This window comes from Oricola indica (assembly GCF_965227485.1).
GTDB lineage: Bacteria > Pseudomonadota > Alphaproteobacteria > Rhizobiales > Rhizobiaceae > Oricola > Oricola indica.
Genome location: NZ_OZ245747.1, coordinates 4,119,893 through 4,136,539 on the forward strand (window position 1 = coordinate 4,119,893; position 16,647 = coordinate 4,136,539).

At 64.2% G+C, this 16,647-nt stretch carries 14 protein-coding genes; 3 read left to right on the forward strand and 11 right to left on the reverse strand.

Annotation, left to right across the window (positions count from 1 at the left end; all coding sequences use genetic code 11):
- Nucleotides 1–94 precede the first annotated feature (94 nt).
- The 6 genes from ACQK2M_RS20515 to ACQK2M_RS20540 all read right to left on the reverse strand — a co-directional run bounded on the left by ACQK2M_RS20515 (nucleotide 95) and on the right by ACQK2M_RS20540 (nucleotide 5,495).
- Nucleotides 95–718, reverse strand: a complete 624-nt coding sequence (locus ACQK2M_RS20515) for an ATP-binding cassette domain-containing protein (RefSeq protein ID WP_425419326.1) — start codon at nucleotides 716–718, stop codon at nucleotides 95–97.
- 2 nt (nucleotides 719–720) lie between these two features.
- Entirely contained in the window at nucleotides 721–1,416 is a 696-nt protein-coding gene (locus ACQK2M_RS20520) for an ABC transporter ATP-binding protein (RefSeq protein ID WP_425419327.1), read from the reverse strand.
- Entirely contained in the window at nucleotides 1,416–2,159 is a 744-nt protein-coding gene (locus ACQK2M_RS20525) for an ABC transporter ATP-binding protein (protein WP_425419328.1), read from the reverse strand. The genes ACQK2M_RS20520 and ACQK2M_RS20525 overlap by 1 nt, the downstream gene beginning before the upstream one ends.
- A 1-nt stretch (nucleotide 2,160) precedes the next feature.
- Entirely contained in the window at nucleotides 2,161–3,192 is a 1,032-nt protein-coding gene (locus ACQK2M_RS20530) for a branched-chain amino acid ABC transporter permease (RefSeq protein ID WP_425419329.1), read from the reverse strand.
- Nucleotides 3,192–4,112: a branched-chain amino acid ABC transporter permease gene (locus ACQK2M_RS20535; RefSeq protein ID WP_425419330.1), complete on the reverse strand. Its 921-nt coding sequence runs from the start codon at nucleotides 4,110–4,112 to the stop codon at nucleotides 3,192–3,194. The genes ACQK2M_RS20530 and ACQK2M_RS20535 overlap by 1 nt, the downstream gene beginning before the upstream one ends.
- Nucleotides 4,113–4,199: 87 nt before the next feature.
- On the reverse strand, nucleotides 4,200–5,495 hold the full coding sequence (locus ACQK2M_RS20540) for an ABC transporter substrate-binding protein (RefSeq protein ID WP_425419331.1): 1,296 nt from the start codon (nucleotides 5,493–5,495) through the stop codon (nucleotides 4,200–4,202).
- A 163-nt stretch (nucleotides 5,496–5,658) separates the two neighbouring features.
- On the opposite strand from ACQK2M_RS20540, the gene ACQK2M_RS20545 reads away from it, so the two are divergent.
- Nucleotides 5,659–6,501, forward strand: a complete 843-nt coding sequence (locus ACQK2M_RS20545) for a MurR/RpiR family transcriptional regulator (RefSeq protein ID WP_425419332.1) — start codon at nucleotides 5,659–5,661, stop codon at nucleotides 6,499–6,501.
- Nucleotides 6,502–6,831: 330 nt separating this feature from the next.
- On the opposite strand, the gene ACQK2M_RS20550 is transcribed toward ACQK2M_RS20545, so the two are convergent.
- From ACQK2M_RS20550 to ACQK2M_RS20565, 4 genes are all read right to left on the reverse strand, one after another.
- Entirely contained in the window at nucleotides 6,832–7,350 is a 519-nt protein-coding gene (locus ACQK2M_RS20550) for a DUF2478 domain-containing protein (protein WP_425419333.1), read from the reverse strand.
- Nucleotides 7,351–7,446: 96 nt separating this feature from the next.
- A complete protein-coding gene (torA, locus tag ACQK2M_RS20555; RefSeq protein ID WP_425419334.1) occupies nucleotides 7,447–9,915 on the reverse strand; it encodes a trimethylamine-N-oxide reductase TorA in 2,469 nt (822 codons plus the stop codon).
- A 59-nt stretch (nucleotides 9,916–9,974) separates the two neighbouring features.
- Complete coding sequence (locus ACQK2M_RS20560; RefSeq protein ID WP_425419335.1) at nucleotides 9,975–10,592, reverse strand: TorD/DmsD family molecular chaperone; 618 nt, start codon at nucleotides 10,590–10,592, stop codon at nucleotides 9,975–9,977.
- Nucleotides 10,589–12,214, reverse strand: a complete 1,626-nt coding sequence (locus ACQK2M_RS20565) for a c-type cytochrome (RefSeq protein WP_425419336.1) — start codon at nucleotides 12,212–12,214, stop codon at nucleotides 10,589–10,591. Before ACQK2M_RS20565 ends, ACQK2M_RS20560 begins: the two co-directional genes overlap by 4 nt.
- A 194-nt stretch (nucleotides 12,215–12,408) precedes the next feature.
- Here ACQK2M_RS20565 and ACQK2M_RS20570 point away from each other — a divergent pair, with 194 nt between their 5' ends.
- Nucleotides 12,409–14,727 carry an ATP-binding protein gene (locus ACQK2M_RS20570; protein WP_425419337.1) on the forward strand — a complete coding sequence of 773 codons (2,319 nt, stop codon included), beginning with the start codon at nucleotides 12,409–12,411 and terminating at the stop codon, nucleotides 14,725–14,727.
- Entirely contained in the window at nucleotides 14,724–15,407 is a 684-nt protein-coding gene (locus ACQK2M_RS20575; RefSeq protein ID WP_425419338.1) for a response regulator transcription factor, read from the forward strand. Before ACQK2M_RS20570 ends, ACQK2M_RS20575 begins: the two co-directional genes overlap by 4 nt.
- A gap of 170 nt (nucleotides 15,408–15,577) precedes the next feature.
- Here ACQK2M_RS20575 and ACQK2M_RS20580 read toward each other — a convergent pair whose 3' ends face one another.
- Nucleotides 15,578–16,645 (reverse strand): ABC transporter ATP-binding protein, encoded by a 1,068-nt coding sequence (locus ACQK2M_RS20580; protein ID WP_425419339.1) that lies wholly within the window; start codon nucleotides 16,643–16,645, stop codon nucleotides 15,578–15,580.
- Between the last annotated feature and the right edge of the window lie 2 nt (nucleotides 16,646–16,647).

The window sequence follows — 16,647 nt, forward strand, 5'->3', positions numbered from 1 at the left end:
CCGAAGGTTCCGTAGCCGTAGAACCAGACGCTGCCGCCCTGCCGCGAAGTGCGCAGCGTGTGCGACGCGCCGTAGGCCGACTTGCGAAATGCGCTCATGCCGCCCGCTCCGTCAGAAGATCGCCGAGATAGGCGCGCGCCGGCTCGTGCGCCAGCAGGTCGTTATACGAGGCCAGCGGCGTGACCGAGCCCTTCTGGACGAAGATGAAGCGCTCGCAGATCTCCTCGACGATCTCCAGATGGAAGCGCTCGTTGGGGTGGACGCACAGGAACACCAGCCGCCCCTCGTCGCGCAGCCGGCGGAAGAAATCGAGCATGAAGCCGATATAGCCGTCCTGCGTGTTGAACTGCGGCTCATCGAAGAGATGCAGCATCGGGTAGTCCGATCCGGCATTTTCCAGCAGGGCGTTCGGCGTCCATGACCGGAAATGACGAACCTGGTAGGATTGGTGATAATGAATCGCCAGCCGGTCGCGCTGGTCGGTGCGCACGCGGTGAATGTTGCGCCCCATCACCGAGACTTCGCCCGATGTCGGCGCATTGGAGCCGGTGACGAGTTCGAACAGCGTCGTCTTGCCGGAACCGTTCGGCCCCATCATGCCGACGATGCCCGGTTCGGCGATGGTGAAATCCGCGGTCAGCCGGAAGGTCGGCGTGCGGTCGAAAACCGATCTTCTGTAGACCTTCTCCAGACCCTTTACTTCGAGCATCGCTTTCATCGTCACATCCCGATCAGCCGGCGGCGCAAAGCCGCGTTGTCCAGCAATTCGCGCGCGTCGCCTTCGTGGACGATACGGCCGCGATCCATGACATAGACCCTGTCCGATACCTCCAGCGCGGCCAGCGCGTTCTGTTCGACGATCAGCGAGGCGATGCCTTCCGCCTTCATCTTGCGCACCGTCTTGAGCACGTCCTGCACGATCTTCGGCGCGAGCCCCTGGCTCGGCTCGTCGAACAGCACGATGCCAGGCGAGCCGAGCAGCGCGCGGGAGATCGCGACCATCTGCAATTCGCCGCCGGACATCGCCTCGCAGTCGCGCACCATCAGGTGATCGAGCGCCGGGAATATCTCGCACACCTCCTCCTGCCGCCAGGCGCGAAACCGCGTCCTGCGTGCGCCGAGCGCGAGGTTGCGTCGGCCGGAAAGCATTGGGAAAACGCGGCGGTCGTCCGGCACCCAGCCGACGCCCATTCGCGTGATGCGATGGGTCGGCATCCGCGTGATGTCAGTGCCGTCGAAGCGGATCTGACCGGCGCGCGGTGGCGACAGTCCCAGTACCGAGCGGATCGTCGTCGTCTTTCCCGCGCCATTCGGCCCAAGCAGTGCGACGACCTCGGCCTCACCGACGCGCAGCGACGGGCCGAACAGTGCCTGTGTCTCGCCGTGGAAGGTTTCGATACCGGATATCTCGAGCATCACGCCAGTTCCCCCAGCGCTGAGCGGGCGACCCACTTATTGGCCATCAGTTCGGCCGGCGTGTCCTCGGCGATCACCTGTCCCCAATGAATGACCGAGATGCGGTCGGCCAGTTCGAACAGGAAGCGCATGTCGTGCTCGATCATGACGATCGTGTAGCTCTCGCGCAGGCGCCGGACGAGCTGCGCCAGTGCGCGCGTGGCCTCTGCGCCAAGGCCCGAGGTGGGCTCGTCGAGAAAGACGATCTTCGGACGCGCCGCCAGAGCCACCGCGATTTCGAGCGCCCGGCGCTGGCCGTAGGAGAGCGACGCCGCCTTGTCCCACGCCTTTTCGGCGAGATCGACCTGCGCCAGGATCTCCAGCGCGGCGTCGGTCAGCGTGCGGTCGATGAAGACGTTGCGCGACGGGCTGAAGGTCATCGCTCGGAACTCCGGCAGAGCCAGCATGACGTTCTCGATCACCACCGTGTCGTCGAAGAGGTTCATGATCTGGAACGACCGGGAGACGCCGAGCCGCGCGATGCGGTGCGGCTTCATCCCGGCGATATCTCGCCCGGCGAAACGGATCGTGCCGCCGTCCGGAGCGTAGTGGCCGGTCAGGACATTAAAGCAGGTGGTCTTGCCGGCGCCGTTTGGCCCCATGATGCCGTGCACCGCGCCTTGCTCGACGCTGAGCGAGACATTCTCCAGCACGACCCGCGCGCCGAAGCGTTTCTGGATGTTGCGCGCCTCGAACAACGGCATCTCAGGCGCTCCTCTCGGCGGGCGTGGACACCGGCGCCTTCACCGGCGCGCGGGCGAACCGGGCGCGGACGACATGGGCGAGACCCGCCGCCCCTTCCGGCCGCACCATCACCATGACGACGAACATCAGCCCGAACCAGAGCAGCCAGGTTTCTGTGATGCCGCCGATAATGTCGCGCGCGATGAAATAGACCAGTACACCGAGCACCGGCCCCCAGAAGCTTACCAAACCGCCGCCAACCAGGATCATCATCACGATCAGGCCGGACTGGTGCAGGCTCATGACGTCGGGATAGGCGCTTTCCTGCGCCATGGCGAAAAGACCGCCGGCGAGACCCGCCACCGAGGCGGAAAGCGTGAAGACCAGCCACTTGATGCGCCAGACATCGTAGCCGGCAAAGCGCGCGCGCATCTCGTTCTGGCGGATCGCCTGGAGGACGCGGCCGAAAGGCGCGTTGACCAGCCGCCACAGCCCCAGCATTGCCAGCCCCAGTATCGCGGCTGAGAACCAGTGCAGCGACGTGTTTTCCTGCAGGCTCACCCGCAGCGGGCCGATGACGAGGTCTGGCCGCGGAATGCCCAGAAGCCCGTCCTCGCCCCCGGTGAGCCAGCGCAGCTTGATCGCACAGAACCAGAAGACCTGCCCGAAGGCGATCGTCAGCAGCGCGAAATAGATGCCGCGACGGTGAGCGACGAACAGGGCAACCGCCGCGCCCGCGATCGTCGCCGCGAGCACGGCAGCCAGCAGCCCCCCCCACAGGCTGACCCCGACATGATGTTGAAACAGACCGAAGGCGTAAGCCCCAACACCGAGATAGGCGCCGTGTCCGAACGAGTGCAGTCCGGCATAGCCGAACAGCAGGTTGAACCCCATCGCATAGAGAATCCAGATGGTGATCTCGATGCCGAGATAGCTGTAGAGCCCCACGGCCTCGAGCCAGAACGGCGCGGTGGCGAGCGCCAGCAGGAACACGATCATCGGCGGCGTGAAGGGCGATCCGCCACGGGCGGGAATATCCGACAGCGAGATCATCAGTTCTCCAGGGCGCTCTTGCGGCCGAAAAGGCCGCGGGCGCGGAAGCCGACCACGAGGATCAGCAGAATGTACATGGACAGCATCGACCAGGCCGCCGCGTAGGCGCCGGTGATGCCGACGGCGAGGCCGACGAGCATGGCGGCGGCGACCGCGCCCCAGAAGCTGCCGACGCCGCCGACGACGATGATGAGAAAGGCGGGAATCACGACATCGATGCCGATATGCGGCCGCAGCCCCCAGATCGGCGCCATGATGACGCCCGCGAGGCCCGCAAGAGCCGCGCCGAAGGCGAAAACGGCCAAACGCAGCTTGCCCAGATCAAAGCCCAGGGCCCGGACCATCTCGCTGTCGTGGCTGCCGGCCTTGATGATCGCGCCATAGGGCGTCTTCTCCAGGAACAGCCAGACGAGAAAAATCGCCAGAATGGAAAATGCGGCTGCGTAGAACTTGTATTTCGAGAAGATCAGCCCGCCCATCAGGAAGGCACCGTTGATCGCCTGCGGCACCGACAGGCTCTGTTCCCCGGTTCCCCAGACGAGGCGGATGAGTTCCTCGATCACCAGCGCCGCACCGAAGGTCAGCAGCAGGCCGTAGAGCGGCGCCTTGCCGTAGGTCGGGCGCAGACACAGTTCAAGGATCATTCCTGCCCCGGCGGCGCAAAGAGGGCCGAAGATCAGCCCCGAGGCATATCGCGCGCCCGGCGACAGGCTGCTCCACCAGACGCCGAACTCCGTGCCTGCAAACCAGCTTCCGCCAATCGTGGCGAGAGCGAAATATGCGCCAAGCGCGAAAAAGGCCCCATGGGCGAGGTTGATGACCTCCATGACGCCGACGATCAGCGTGAATCCGAGCGCGATCAGCGCAAAGAGCAATCCGAGCGTCAGCCCGTTCACGATATGGGGTATCAGACTGTACATGCGTTATTCCCAGGCGCTCCGGAGAGCGGTGGTCGGGTTGCCGCGACCGGCCCCGGGAGGGGCCGGCCCACCTTTCTTCATCAAGCGTCAGGCGTCGAAGCTTGGCGTCTCGTCGTAGCTTTCCAGCTTGCAGGCAGCGGCAGCACCCTCGTCGCGCACCTCCTCCGGGGCAGACTGGGTGAGGACCTTGAACATGTCGTCCTTGTTGTCGCCCATCTCGGTGTTCGCGGTCGCCAGATAGACCGTCTGCTGCACCTGGTGCGTATCGGGGTCGATCCAGGCATCGTGATGCTGCATGCGGCTCTCGGCGGACATCTTGTGCCCCTCAAGCTGCTTGATGACCGCGATATTGTTGGTGCTGTCGGCCCTCTCGATGGCGGCGAGCAGTTCGCGGGTCGCCATATAGCCGTTGTAGAAGACATTGCCCGGAACCCGCATCGCCGTATCCGGATAGGCTGCCTGGTAGCGCTCGACGAACTCCTTCACGCCGGGCAGATCGAGCCCGTAATACCAGGTCGTGCCGAAGACACCGAAAAGATTGTCCACCGGCAGGCCGTAGACGTCCGGCCAGTCCTGCTGGTTATTGATCCAGGCAGGCTTGGAGCCCATCCCGAGCTGGGCGACCTGCTGGCGCATGGCAACCTGGTCGTCGCCGCCGACAGCCGCAGCGACCACGTCGGGATTGGCTTGCTGGATTTTCAGGAGCGCGGCGCTGAAATCGCGGGTCCCCTGCGGCACCAGAATCTCCTCGACCACCTCGCCGCCATACTGATCCAGCAGCTTCTTCGTCGCGGCTGCGGTGTCATGGCCCCAGCCATAGTCATTGGTGAGCAGCATCCACTTCTTGCCGTAGGCGTCGATGGAGTTCTTGACCGCCGCCTTGGCGAAGTTGGTGCCGTTGCCGTCCCAGACGAACTTGACGCGATGGCAATTCTGCCCGCTTTCGGTGGGCGAGGACGAGTTGGTGTTCAGGTAGATCACGCCGTAGCGCTGAGCCACCTGGCTGATCGCGTTGGCGACGCCGGAGCTGACCGCTCCGACAAGGAAACCGCACTCCTCGCGGGTGATCAATCGCTCGGCGACGCGGCTTCCCGTCGCGGCGGTGGTCTCGGTGTCGAGATGCTGGAACTCGATCTTGCGACCGAGCACGCCGCCCTTGGCGTTGGCCTCGTCGATGGCCATCAGCATGCCGCGCCGGTCGGATGCGCCGGAGTTGGCATACTGGCCGCTTGCATCGGACGTGATGCCGATCCTGATCGGCTTGTCGGACGCCTGTGCATAGGCGCGATTGTGTTTCCACGGACCCGCAAACGCGGCGACTCCGCCGACAGCCGCTGTCGCGCCGGTCAGCAGGCCTCGCCTTGAGAATTTCTTATTGGACATCGATTTCCTCCCTTGAGCAGACCCGCCTCTGGCGGGCCATAACCGGCGCGACACCCCTCCCGCGGGCCAATTGAACGCCGTATCAATTAGTGTGAAAATTTATTCAATCCGTGTCAATGAAAAATTCATTCACAAACATCGAATGCGTGCTATACCACTCGGAATGAACGAAAAAAGTTTCGCGAACGGGCCTGCGGCGCCCGAGACATTCGACGGATTGCGCCAGCGGGTCCGGGACCGTTTCCCGACGCTGAGCCCGCATCTTCAGCGCATCGCGCGCGCCTCGCTGGAGGAACCGAACAGCTTTGCCCTCAACACGACCCAGGTGATCGCCGACGAGCTGGAGATCCAGCCCTCGACCCTGATCCGCTTCGCCAAGGAATTCGGCTACAAGGGTTTTTCGGAGTTTCAGCGGGTCTTTCGCCAGCGCCTGATCGAAGGGCAGGCCGGCGTGCGCGGACAGGTGCTGGAGGACAGCGCGAACATGCCGCCACCCGATGCGAAGGCGCTGCTCGACGCCTCCGTCGCCGCGCATATGGAGGCGCTCAAGCATTTGTCGGAAACCTGCGACCTGGGCGACCTCGCCACGGCGATCCGGATGATGAGATCCGCCCGGCATGTCTATATCGCCGGGCTACGGCGCTCGAGCCCGATCGCGGAGTACCTTCATTATGGCCTGCTGCGCGCCGAACGGGCCTGCTCGATGCTCGACTTTTCAGGCGGGATGGCCGGGCCCCAGATCGCGACGATATCGCGTGAGGACCTGCTGGTCGCGATCGCGTTTCCACCCTATTCGGTGCCCGTTGTGGAAGTCGTGATGGATGCCGACGTCGTTGGTCGCCGTATCCTGACAATCACCGACACCGCGGAAAGTCCGCTGGCGCGGCATGCGGAGACGACCCTTCTCGTCGGCTCTGAATCGAAAAGCCACCTGCAACCGATCTCCGCCGCAATCGCACTCGTCCAGACGCTGATTACGGCGACCGCACAAGACGAGCTCGACTGAGCGGCTGGAGTGAGCGTGGCAAATCTATCTCGTAAGAATTCACTGATGCCGGTTTGAGGCCAGCAAACCGCGCCTGAATCGAGCGAAATCCGTCGATTGCTTGCCCAAGGCATGTGTGGACGGGGACGCGATCCCAGATGCCCGGCGCCGCCGCGCAATTACATCCCAACTACAATGAGTTCAGGTGCGGATATTACAGCGAATAGTCCGCTTCTGGCCCTAAGCTGCCCTCAAATCGCAAGCTCGTGATCCTGAGTCTGGCTCTGGTTGCTGGCGGACCGCGGCTAAGGTTCCGCGAAACCCTGCAAGAGAAGGGGCTGCCAGGAGGGATCAGCCCGAACTGACCAATGCCATATGATCCTCCCGGAGCCATCGGATGATACCGGACTCCTGCGGGAGAAGCTGCTCCGCCAAACCGCCGGCGAAGGCCAGGAAGTCCGGAAGGTTCAGTCCGTTCACGCCGACAACCACGGGAATATCCCGATCGAGCGCTTCGACAATCAGGCTGCAGAAGCCGCGCCCGGCGGCTTCCTGCTTGCCGAACTTGTTGATGATCAGGACATCGGCACCGGCGAAACGCGCCAAAACCTCGGCGACCGCCTGTTCGAGTGCGCCCGCATCCAGCCTGCACCCGCGCGAGCCGGGACCCAGGTTCTGGTTTATGACAAGGAGCGGACCGTCCGGCAGGACGCGCAGGGCGGTCTCGCAGGGATGTTGACCGGGTCCGACAGGGGCTGCCTGAACAACGCCCGAGGGCCGGATCCCTTCATTGCGCAACCGGTCTGCGACGCCCCCCAGGATCAGACCTGCGGCACCGCGCCCTTCCATCATCACATAGCCAAGTTTCACGATCGTTTCCCCTGCTGCAACGCCCGGCCCCCGCCTCGGGGCCGCCCGTCCCACCTGCGGGGTGGCGGCCCGGAAGCCTGGTCATGGCACGTATGGTCAGGCCGACGGCTGGCTGAAGACCGTCACCTCCGGCAGCGGGCCTTCGAAGAGCTCAACTTCTGCCACGCCGGTATGACCGCAATTTCCCTGCGCCAGTTTCGAGGTGGCGACACCAGTCGTCAGGATGTTGACGTCACCATAGACACAGAGACTGCCGATCTCGCGCGGATTCTCCGGATCGAACCAGCCGCCCTCGTTGATGCGAACGACACCTGGCATGATCTCGTCGGTGATCTTCAGGCCGGCAAGCATTTGGCCGCGGTCGTTGAAAACCCGCACCACGTCACCATCGGACAGGCCGCGCTGCTCCGCATCCGCGGGGTTCATCCAGCATGGCTCGCGCTCCGCGATCTGATAGGTTTCGCGGTTGACGGTGCCGCAGAGCTGCGAGTGGAGCCGCATCTGCGGATGGTTGGCCGCCAGGTGCAGCGGGTACTTCGTGGTCGGACCGCCAAGGCGTTCGATCGGCTCCATCCAGGTCGCATGCGGCGGACAATCGTCATAGCCGTATCTCTCGATGGCCACGGAGTAGAGCTCGAACTTGCCCGACGCCGTGCCGAGCGCATTCAGCAACGGATCTTCACGGAAGTCGGCATGGCGGACAAAGTCCTCCTGAGCCTCCGTCACGGGGAAGGCGAGCGGCTTGTTGCTGTCCCAGAAGACATCGAAGACCGGCATCTCCATGCCCTTGGCGCGGGATTCAATCTTGGCCGCCTCGTAGATCTTGCGGACCCAGTCCATTTCGGTCAGGCCCTGGGTGTAGGCATAGCCCTGGCCGAGCTTTTCGGCGATGTCGGCGAAGATGTCGAAATCGCTGCGCGCCTCGAAGACGGGCTCCACGATCTTCTTCATCGGAACGATGTGGCTGAGGGCGTAGTCACCGACCTGCTCGATGTCGTTGCGCTCATAGGAGGTTATCGCGGGCAGCACGATATCGGCATGGCGCGCCGAGGCGGTCCATTGCACATCATGCACGATGAAGGTGTCCAGCTCGCGCCAGGCACGCAGCATCTCGTTGCGGTCCTGCTGGTGCGAGAAGGGGTTGCCGCCAACCCAATAGGCCATCTTGATGAGCGGCAGCTCGATCTCGTGCCCGTTGAACTGCATCGTCTTGCCGGGGTTGAGCAGCGTCTCGACGAAGCGCGAGACGGGGATCGAGACCGCGCCGCCCCCCGCCAGCCATGCCGCGCCCTCGGTCGTCTGCCCCGAGGCATCGTCGACGGCCTTCAGGATCGGCGTGGTATGGGTGGGCGAGCCGCCCGAGGAATAGTGGTAGCTCAGCCCGTAGCCGCCACCCGGCAGGCCGATCTGCCCCAGCATCGCGGCCAGCGTGATCAGCATCCAGTGGACCTGCTCGCCATGGTGCTGGCGCTGTGTCGAATAGCCGAGCGCGAGCATCGTGCGCTTGCTGGCGAAACGCCGTGCCAGATCGCGCAGCGTGTCCGCCGGAAGGCCGCAGATCTCGGCCGCCCAGTCCGCCGTCTTGGGCGTACCGTCGCTCTGGCCGAGAAGGTAGGGCAGGAATTTGTCGAAGCCCGCCGTGTAGCGGTCGAGAAACGCTTGGTCGTGGAGCCCCTCTTCATAGAGCGTGTGGGCGATGCCCAGCATCATCGCGACATCGGTCTGGGGACGCGGCGCGATCCACTCTCCGTTCAGCGCCTCGCAGGTTTCGGTGCGGACCGGGTCGATGCAGAGGACCGGCGTGCCGGCTTCCTTCATGCGCGCGATACCGGGCCAGGCGCCATGATCGGCGACCTGCCAGGAAATCTGCGAATTGTTGAGCGGATTGCAGCCCCAGAACACCATCAGCTCGCAGTTTTCCGCGAGATTGTTCCAGGTCGTGCACTGCTCGTAGACCTCGAGCGAGCCCGAGACATAGGGCAGGATCACCTGCGCCGCGCCGGTGGAATAGTCGCCGGAGCTGTTGGTGTAGCTGCCGGTGAGGTTCAGCATCCGGCGCAGCAGGGTCTGGCAATTGTGGATCTTGCCGGGGCTCTTCCAGCCGTAGGACCCGGCATAAAGCGCCTGTTGTCCGTAGGTCTCACGCACCCGCACGATCTCGTTCGCGACGAGTTCGATTGCCTTCTCCCAGCTCACCCTGACGAAATCGCCCGAGCCGCGGCCATCCGGATCGGCGCCGGGACCCTGTTCGAGCCAGGCGCGCCGCACCATGGGGTAGCGGATGCGCGATTCCGAATAGAGCGAGTCCATCACGCCGGGAAGCTGCGGCGACGGATGAGGGTCTTCCTCCCACGGCTTGAACTCCACCGCGCGGCCGTCCTCGACCATCCCGTAGAACACCCCCCAGTGGCAGCCGGAGAGCACACCCTGCGTCCCGCTCTGCGCGGCAGCGCCGCGTGCAAAGAGCGGCAGGCCGGCAAGGCCAAGCGCGGCGGCAGATCCCTTGAGAAAGCTCCGCTTGGAAAGCATCGGACCGTCCAGTGTTTTATAGGAGTTATTGGTCATAGCCTGTCCTTTCAGATCGAAACCGAAGCAAGAGCCCGGTCCGGGCCCGCCTCGCTCGATTAATTCTGTTCTGCCTTCTCGACGAAGGCGTTCAGCAATTGCGCAACGGCCCCGTAGTAGCCGTTGCCATCCGCCGCGGTGAGGGACGCCGCGAACCGGGCCACCCAGCGCAGCTCGTCAAGCAGAGCGGGAACCAGCTCGGTCCGGCCCTGCCGCAGGGCCTCGGCCAATGCGGCAAGCTGGATGGCAATATGGTCAGGCGGTTCGCAACACGTCTGGTCAAGATGCAGGTCCAGCTCGCGAAGAAGCTCCTGCATCCGGCCGACTGCGGGCCCGTAGAGCCGGCCCGTTCCGTCCCAGACACTGGCATAGGGCGGCAGGCCGCGCTGCCGGAAAATGCCTTCGAAAAGCGCTGTGTACCGGCGCTGGAGCGCGACGGTCACTTCGGGCGCGCTGCCGTTCGCAAGCTTGTGGCAGAGCGCTTCGGCTGCGTCCCGGCGATCAAGAAGAACCCCGATCTGCCGGAGCGCGGCCTGACCCTCGGTCGAGCGCCCTGCCCCGATGCGTGCCGCATCGGGCGCGGTCAGAAACTGGAGGGCGAGCCAGTCCGCGACCAATGCGAGATCAGGGTCAGCCTCGCGATCCGCCACGGGTGCGAAATTCAGGGCGGCGTTCATTCGACCGCTCCGTCACTCGTGTTGAGATCCTTCGAATGGTTCTGCACATAGGCCAGGATCAGGCGATACTGATCATCGGTGAAGGACGTGAAGCGGCGCATCGCCTTCATCGTGCCGATCCACTGGTTCGCCGTGAAGTGGGTCTTCTGCGGCAGGACGTGACACGCGGAACAAGCCTTCTGGTACGTGTCCTGGCTGTAGTCCCACACCGCATCACGATCGGCGTTCAGATCGGTTGCATCCGACCAGAGCGTGACTTCGACCGGGACCCAGGACTGGCCCGTATCGGCATCGGTCTCGGGCTCGCCACGCTGGACGGCCTCGATCGCCGCATCCGAGAGAACCGCCGTCATGACCCTCTGGCCCTTCGCCTGATAGACCACAGACGGAGCGTCGGTCATCTGCCAGCCCTTCAGCCGCAGTTCGGCCTTGTCCCCATCACGGGCTGCGACCGTGGCGAGCGCGCCGCCGAGAAGCTTTCCGTCCTCTTCAGAGCCGCCGTCAACGTCGGCCGCGTCAAGCCAGACATCCTTGGTGCCGATCACGGTGGCCTGCGCCCCCTGGGCAATGTCCGAGGCGGGCGAAGTCGGCAGGTCGGGTGCCGCCGCGATGACGTTATCGAGCATCACCAGCTCGGCGGTATAGTTCGGCTCAGGCATCCCGGGCGCGGGCTTGTCCACGGCGGGGACGTGCTTGAGATAGAGCGCCATGGCTTGCACGTCTTCGAAGGGCAACCGCGACGTATTCTCGATGACTTCCGCCATGTCCCCATCGGCAGTCCGCCCGATCGGGTTCACACCCGTGTGCAGATAGTTCGCGATCGACGCCGCGGACCAGAAACCGATTCCGGTCTCGTCAGGCGTGATGTTGGGGAAATAGCCGGTGCCGTCGGTATTCGGTCCGCCGCCATAGCGCTTCGATGCGATCACGTTCCCCATGAAGCCGCGCGGCGAATGGCATTCGGCACAGTGGCCCGCGCCTTCGACCAGATACGCGCCCTCATGGTAGGTCGCCTCGTCCACCCCTTCCGGGACCGGACCGGGCTCGAACGGCTTGCCGTCGAGAAAGGCGAGCCGCCAGACGCCGACGCCGCGGCGGATATTGAAGGGGAACTTCAACTCGTGCTCGGGCACCTCGTCGGCTTCGGGCGACAATGTCATCATGTAGGCATAGAGGTCGCGGACGTCTTCGCCGGTCAGCCGCTGGTAGGACGTGTAGGGGAACGCGGGATAGAGGTTCTGCCCATCCGGCAACAGGCCGTCCGGCCCGACACCCTGGCGCAGCGCGCGGTCGAACTCCGCCAGCGTCCAGTCGCCGATTCCGTGTTCCTTGTCCGGTGAGATATTCGGCATGTGGAACAAGCCGAACTGCGTGTCGAGCGTCTTACCGCCCCCCAGGATCGTATCCTCCTCCTGTCCGGGCGTGGCATGGCAGGTGGCACAATCCGAAGCGACGAAGACGGAGCGTCCGTTTGCGAGGTCGGCGCCCTCCACCGCGGGGAGATCGCGGGCGGGATGGACGGCCGACCAGGTCCAGGGAGACGTCAACACGAGAAATCCGACGCCGCCCAAAAGGGCGAGGCCGCCCCCGATCTTCATTAGCGATCTACGGTTCAAAGTCATGGTCTGTGCCTCCGGTCTGGCCGACTGGGAGTCATCGGCCATGCATGGCGTAGCACCAACAGCGCGATAAGAGGCTGACAGCCTGTGAACAGATGTAAACGGCATGTAAACACAGCGCGATTGGGGCATGCGCCTTGCCAACGACTCGATATACTGATGGAAGCGCCAGCATCCCCAACGCCAGCGAGATGACGATGCCCTTGTCCCCTGACCGCTTGTCCGAAACACTGCGCCGCGAGAGCGATGCGCTGGTGAAGGAAACGGTGCGGCTCGCGCTGGAAACAGGCTTCACCGACCAGACAAGTTCCATGCGGGCGGCATGGACGGAAGCGACGGAGCGCCTCAACGATTGCATCGTGGCGTATTTGTCCGACCCGTTGCGCCATGGCCGCCTCGACGGGCGGCACAACTACCGAAGCGACGAGCGGTTCGACGCCCTGCGGGAAATCGCTTGGCGGCACCACGATTCGGGTGTCCCGCTCGAGCTGAATCATGGGCTGTTCAGGCTCTACCGCCGTGTCTATCTCGATCATCTTGGACCATTGCTGCGCGCCGAAGACGGATCGTCCGGCGACGGCCTGGCGGACCAGCCCTCCCTCGCGGACCGGCTCGAAGACTTCTTCGACGAGGCGGACCAGGCCATGCTCGCCCCCTGGGCTATGACCGGCGCGAAGGATGCCGCGCTCGGCGACAGTGTTCGCCGCCTCACCCGCGAGCGCGATCAGTATTTCGGGGTCATCGAGAGCCTGCGCGGCCCGGTCTTCATTGCCGACGAAGACGGTCAGCTCGTGAACGCCAATCAGGCGGCGCTGCAGTCGTTTCTTGGCCTGTCCGAGGCCGGTGGCCTCACCTACCGCCTCGCGCTCCAGCCGCATCGCAGCGAACTCCAGGCGGTGATCGACGAGATTTTTGCCATCCCCAGCGAACGCCGGAGCGCGGTCTGGCTGCAGACCGAAGACGGCAGCCGCTGTTTCGACATCCGTGTCCGAGGCGTCGAGGATACCGTATACAAGCTGGACCGCTGGCAGATCATCCTGCTGCACGACGTGACCGAGCACCTTCGCGCGGTCGAACGCGCACGCGATGCCGAAAATACCATGTCGCTCTTTCTCGCCGCGATGAGCCACGAGATCCGTGGCCCGCTTCACTGCGTGCTCGGAGCCGCCGATCTTCTGGAGGGGGCCGATCCGGCAGAGGCGGAACGGCTTGTCGAACTCATAGGCGTCTCGGCCCGCGGCCTCAATGCGACACTTGAAAACGTGCTCAGCTTCTCGCGTTTCGAGCATCAATCGCCGCAACCGAGGCCAGAGCCTATCGCCATTGGAGACGCGCTCGCGAATTGCGTCCGTATGCAGGAAATCCTCGCCCGGCAGCAGGGCGTCCCGCTTCGGCTCGACATGGTGCCCGAGGAGGTCACGGGGGAAGTCCTGCTCGACTGGTCGATGACCCAACAGGTTCTGGGAAACCTGGTCCGAAACGCGCTCAGACATGACGACGGCCGGGGCGTGACGGTCAGCCTGCGCACCGATGCCGACACGCTGCGCTTCCGCATTGATGACCACGGGCCCGGCCTGCCCGCGGAAATCCGCGAGATGCTGGCGCAGGGCGTGGCCGAACTCCGGCCGCGTGCCACCGGGCGCGAAGGTTCGGGGCTCGGGCTCGCCATTGCGCAGCGAATGACCCACGCACTTGGCGGACAGATCATGGTACGCGATACATCGGCCGGCGCGTCGGTCGAGGTCCGGCTGCCGCTGGTTCCTGCCGAAGCCGCTCCGCAGCCTTCCATGCCACGCGACCATGGCGGGCAGTACGATGCCAGCTGTCTTGTCGTGGATGACGACCCGATCAGCGGCCTCGTGACCGGCGCCATGCTCGAGCGCCTTGGCCTCTCGGTCGATCATGCGGGCGATCTCGCCCAGGCAAGAGCGCTCTGTGCGGCCCATCCCGACGCCTATGACTACTTCATCGTCGACTATCGTCTGTCGGACGGCACGGGGAGCGATTTCGCGCGGTCGCTGCGAGCAGACCCTGCGTTACGTGGAAAACCGGTGCTGTTGTTGAGCGCCAATGTCGGCGTGGTCCGCGACCGGCCCGAGGAGGCGGAGATGTTTACGGCCGTCCTCGAAAAACCGCTCGACGCGGTCGCTCTGGCGCATGCGATCCAGATCCCCACACGGCCGCCGGTGGGCACGGCCCTGCTCGACGGCCTGTCCCTCTCCGCGCAACGGCGCATGGCCGAAGCCTTTACCGAAAACTGGTCGGAGTTGAGGGAAATGCTCTCTCTGGAGACGTCCGCCGCGAAAGACCCGACGATCGCAAGCCGGGCGCACAAGCTGGCGAACGGCGCCAAGATATTCGGCCTGACCGAGTTGGCGGAGGCGCTGCGCGCACTCGAAGATGCATACGAAGCCGAGGCGCCGGACGCCTCCGCGCTCGAAGCGGCACGGACGCAGGTGTTGCACCACAGCTTGGCGCCAGGTTCGCTGGACTCCATTGTGAAAGACCCGGAATGACCGACAAAGCCGACATCCTCCTCGTAGATGACGACGTTCTGGCACAGCTTATGGTCGAGGATATCGTCGACCAACTCGGTCACCGCTTCAGCTACGCTCCCGATGGTGAATCCGCCTCCAAGGCGCTCACCGAGAAAGACTTCGACCTGGTGCTCCTCGACCGGCGCCTTCCGGACACGGACGGGTTGCTTCTCGCCCCGCAGATACGGGATGAGAACAAGGCTCCCTTCATTGTCTTGTCGAGCCTCAACTCACCCAACGACCAGGTCCTCGGCCTCGGCATGGGGGCAATGGACTACGTCTGCAAGCCGGTCGAACCCGTCATTCTGAGCGCGCGCATCAAAGCCTGCCGGGCGGCACGCCATAAGTCCCGCGAGCAAACGCAGTTCAGCGTCAGTGATTCGCTGCATCTCGACGCGCGGTCGCGTCGGCTCAGCGTTGCCGGGAGGACGGAAACACTGTCGCCGGCCGAGACACGGCTGCTTGTATGCCTGATCCGGGAACTCGGCCGTCCATGCAACCGGATGCAGATCAGCATTGCCATCTGCGGGCGGGAGTGGTTTTACGGAGATCGCACCATCGATGTCCTGATTTCGCGCTTGCGCCGCCGGCTGCGGGGCAGCAGCGCACAAATCATCACGGTCCACGGTCTCGGCTACAGTCTCATCGAGGACGGATGATCTCTCTGCACGGGTTTGCTGCAGTCGTTCGATTTCCACTGTCAGCCGAAGCCATGGCCCTTTCCAGATCAATGACTTAAGCGAGAACGCCTGAACCGCTTGGGCTGCTGAAGATCGTAAACGACGACCGGCGCAAAGAAGCAGACTGGTCGCTCCCGGTCGCCAGGAACTCAGAAGGCGGCGCCGTCGGCGGAGAAGCGGTGAATGCGGGCGCGGTCCAGTATGAGCGGCAGCGTGTCGCCGGGGCTCACCTGCAAGTGCGGCGGCGCACGCATTGTGACCGGCTCCGGCGTGAAACCGGTCTGCACGTAAACGAGCGATTCCGCCCCCAGCTTCTCGACGATCTCGACGGTGCCGCTAAAGTCGGCCTCGCCGTCGCTGGCGATCGAAATATGTTCCGGACGCACGCCAAGGCGGATCGGACCCTCGGGCAGCCTCGCCGCCTCAATCGGCAGCATGGCCGGGCCGAAGGCGGCAGCCGGCGCGCCGCGGCTCGTGTCGATATTCGCCTCGATGAAGTTCATCGACGGCGCGCCGATGAAGCCGGCGACGAAGGTGTTGGCCGGCTTTTCGTAAAGCTCGATCGGCGTGCCGACCTGCTCGATGCGTCCGGCATTGAAGACGACGATGCGGTCGGCGAGCGTCATCGCCTCGGTCTGGTCATGGGTGACATAGACCATGGTCGCGTCGAGGCGCTGGTGCAGACGAGCGATTTCGAGGCGCATCTGCACGCGCAGCGCGGCATCGAGGTTCGACAACGGCTCATCGAACAGAAAGACCTTTGGATTGCGGATGATCGAACGGCCGATGGCGACGCGCTGACGTTGCCCGCCGGACAATTGCCGCGGCTTGCGCTCCAGAAGCATCTCCAACTGCAGGGTCTTGGCGACATCGGCGACGCGACGGTCGATCTCCTCGCGCGAGACCTTCGCCAGCCGCAGGCCGAAACCGATATTCTCGGCCACCGTCAGGTGCGGAAACAGCGCATAGGACTGGAACACCATTGCGATCTCGCGCTTTGACGGCGCGACATTGGTGATGTCGCGGTCACCGATCCTTATCTGGCCGCCACTGACGGTTTCCAGCCCGGCGATCATGCGCAGCATGGTGGACTTGCCGCAACCGGACGGCCCGACAAAGACAACGAACTCACGGTGCGCGATGTCGAGATTGACGCCGTTGATGACCTGGACACTGCCGAAGGACTTGGTGATGTTTTCGATTGTCAGACGAGCCATTT

What these genes read in the sequence shown, in the direction of transcription:
- ACQK2M_RS20515 (WP_425419326.1), bottom strand. Translation starts at nt 718, where the DNA reads ATGAAAGCGATGCTCGAAGTAAAGGGTCTGGAGAAGGTCTACAGAAGA.
- ACQK2M_RS20520 (WP_425419327.1), bottom strand. Translation starts at nt 1,416, where the DNA reads ATGCTCGAGATATCCGGTATCGAAACCTTCCACGGCGAGACACAGGCA.
- ACQK2M_RS20525 (WP_425419328.1), bottom strand. Translation starts at nt 2,159, where the DNA reads ATGCCGTTGTTCGAGGCGCGCAACATCCAGAAACGCTTCGGCGCGCGG.
- ACQK2M_RS20530 (WP_425419329.1), bottom strand. Translation starts at nt 3,192, where the DNA reads ATGATCTCGCTGTCGGATATTCCCGCCCGTGGCGGATCGCCCTTCACG.
- ACQK2M_RS20535 (WP_425419330.1), bottom strand. Translation starts at nt 4,112, where the DNA reads ATGTACAGTCTGATACCCCATATCGTGAACGGGCTGACGCTCGGATTG.
- ACQK2M_RS20540 (WP_425419331.1), bottom strand. Translation starts at nt 5,495, where the DNA reads ATGTCCAATAAGAAATTCTCAAGGCGAGGCCTGCTGACCGGCGCGACA.
- ACQK2M_RS20545 (WP_425419332.1), top strand. Translation starts at nt 5,659, where the DNA reads ATGAACGAAAAAAGTTTCGCGAACGGGCCTGCGGCGCCCGAGACATTC.
- torA (WP_425419334.1), bottom strand. Translation starts at nt 9,915, where the DNA reads ATGACCAATAACTCCTATAAAACACTGGACGGTCCGATGCTTTCCAAG.
- ACQK2M_RS20560 (WP_425419335.1), bottom strand. Translation starts at nt 10,592, where the DNA reads ATGAACGCCGCCCTGAATTTCGCACCCGTGGCGGATCGCGAGGCTGAC.
- ACQK2M_RS20565 (WP_425419336.1), bottom strand. Translation starts at nt 12,214, where the DNA reads ATGACTTTGAACCGTAGATCGCTAATGAAGATCGGGGGCGGCCTCGCC.
- ACQK2M_RS20570 (WP_425419337.1), top strand. Translation starts at nt 12,409, where the DNA reads ATGCCCTTGTCCCCTGACCGCTTGTCCGAAACACTGCGCCGCGAGAGC.
- ACQK2M_RS20575 (WP_425419338.1), top strand. Translation starts at nt 14,724, where the DNA reads ATGACCGACAAAGCCGACATCCTCCTCGTAGATGACGACGTTCTGGCA.
- ACQK2M_RS20580 (WP_425419339.1), bottom strand. Translation starts at nt 16,645, where the DNA reads ATGGCTCGTCTGACAATCGAAAACATCACCAAGTCCTTCGGCAGTGTC.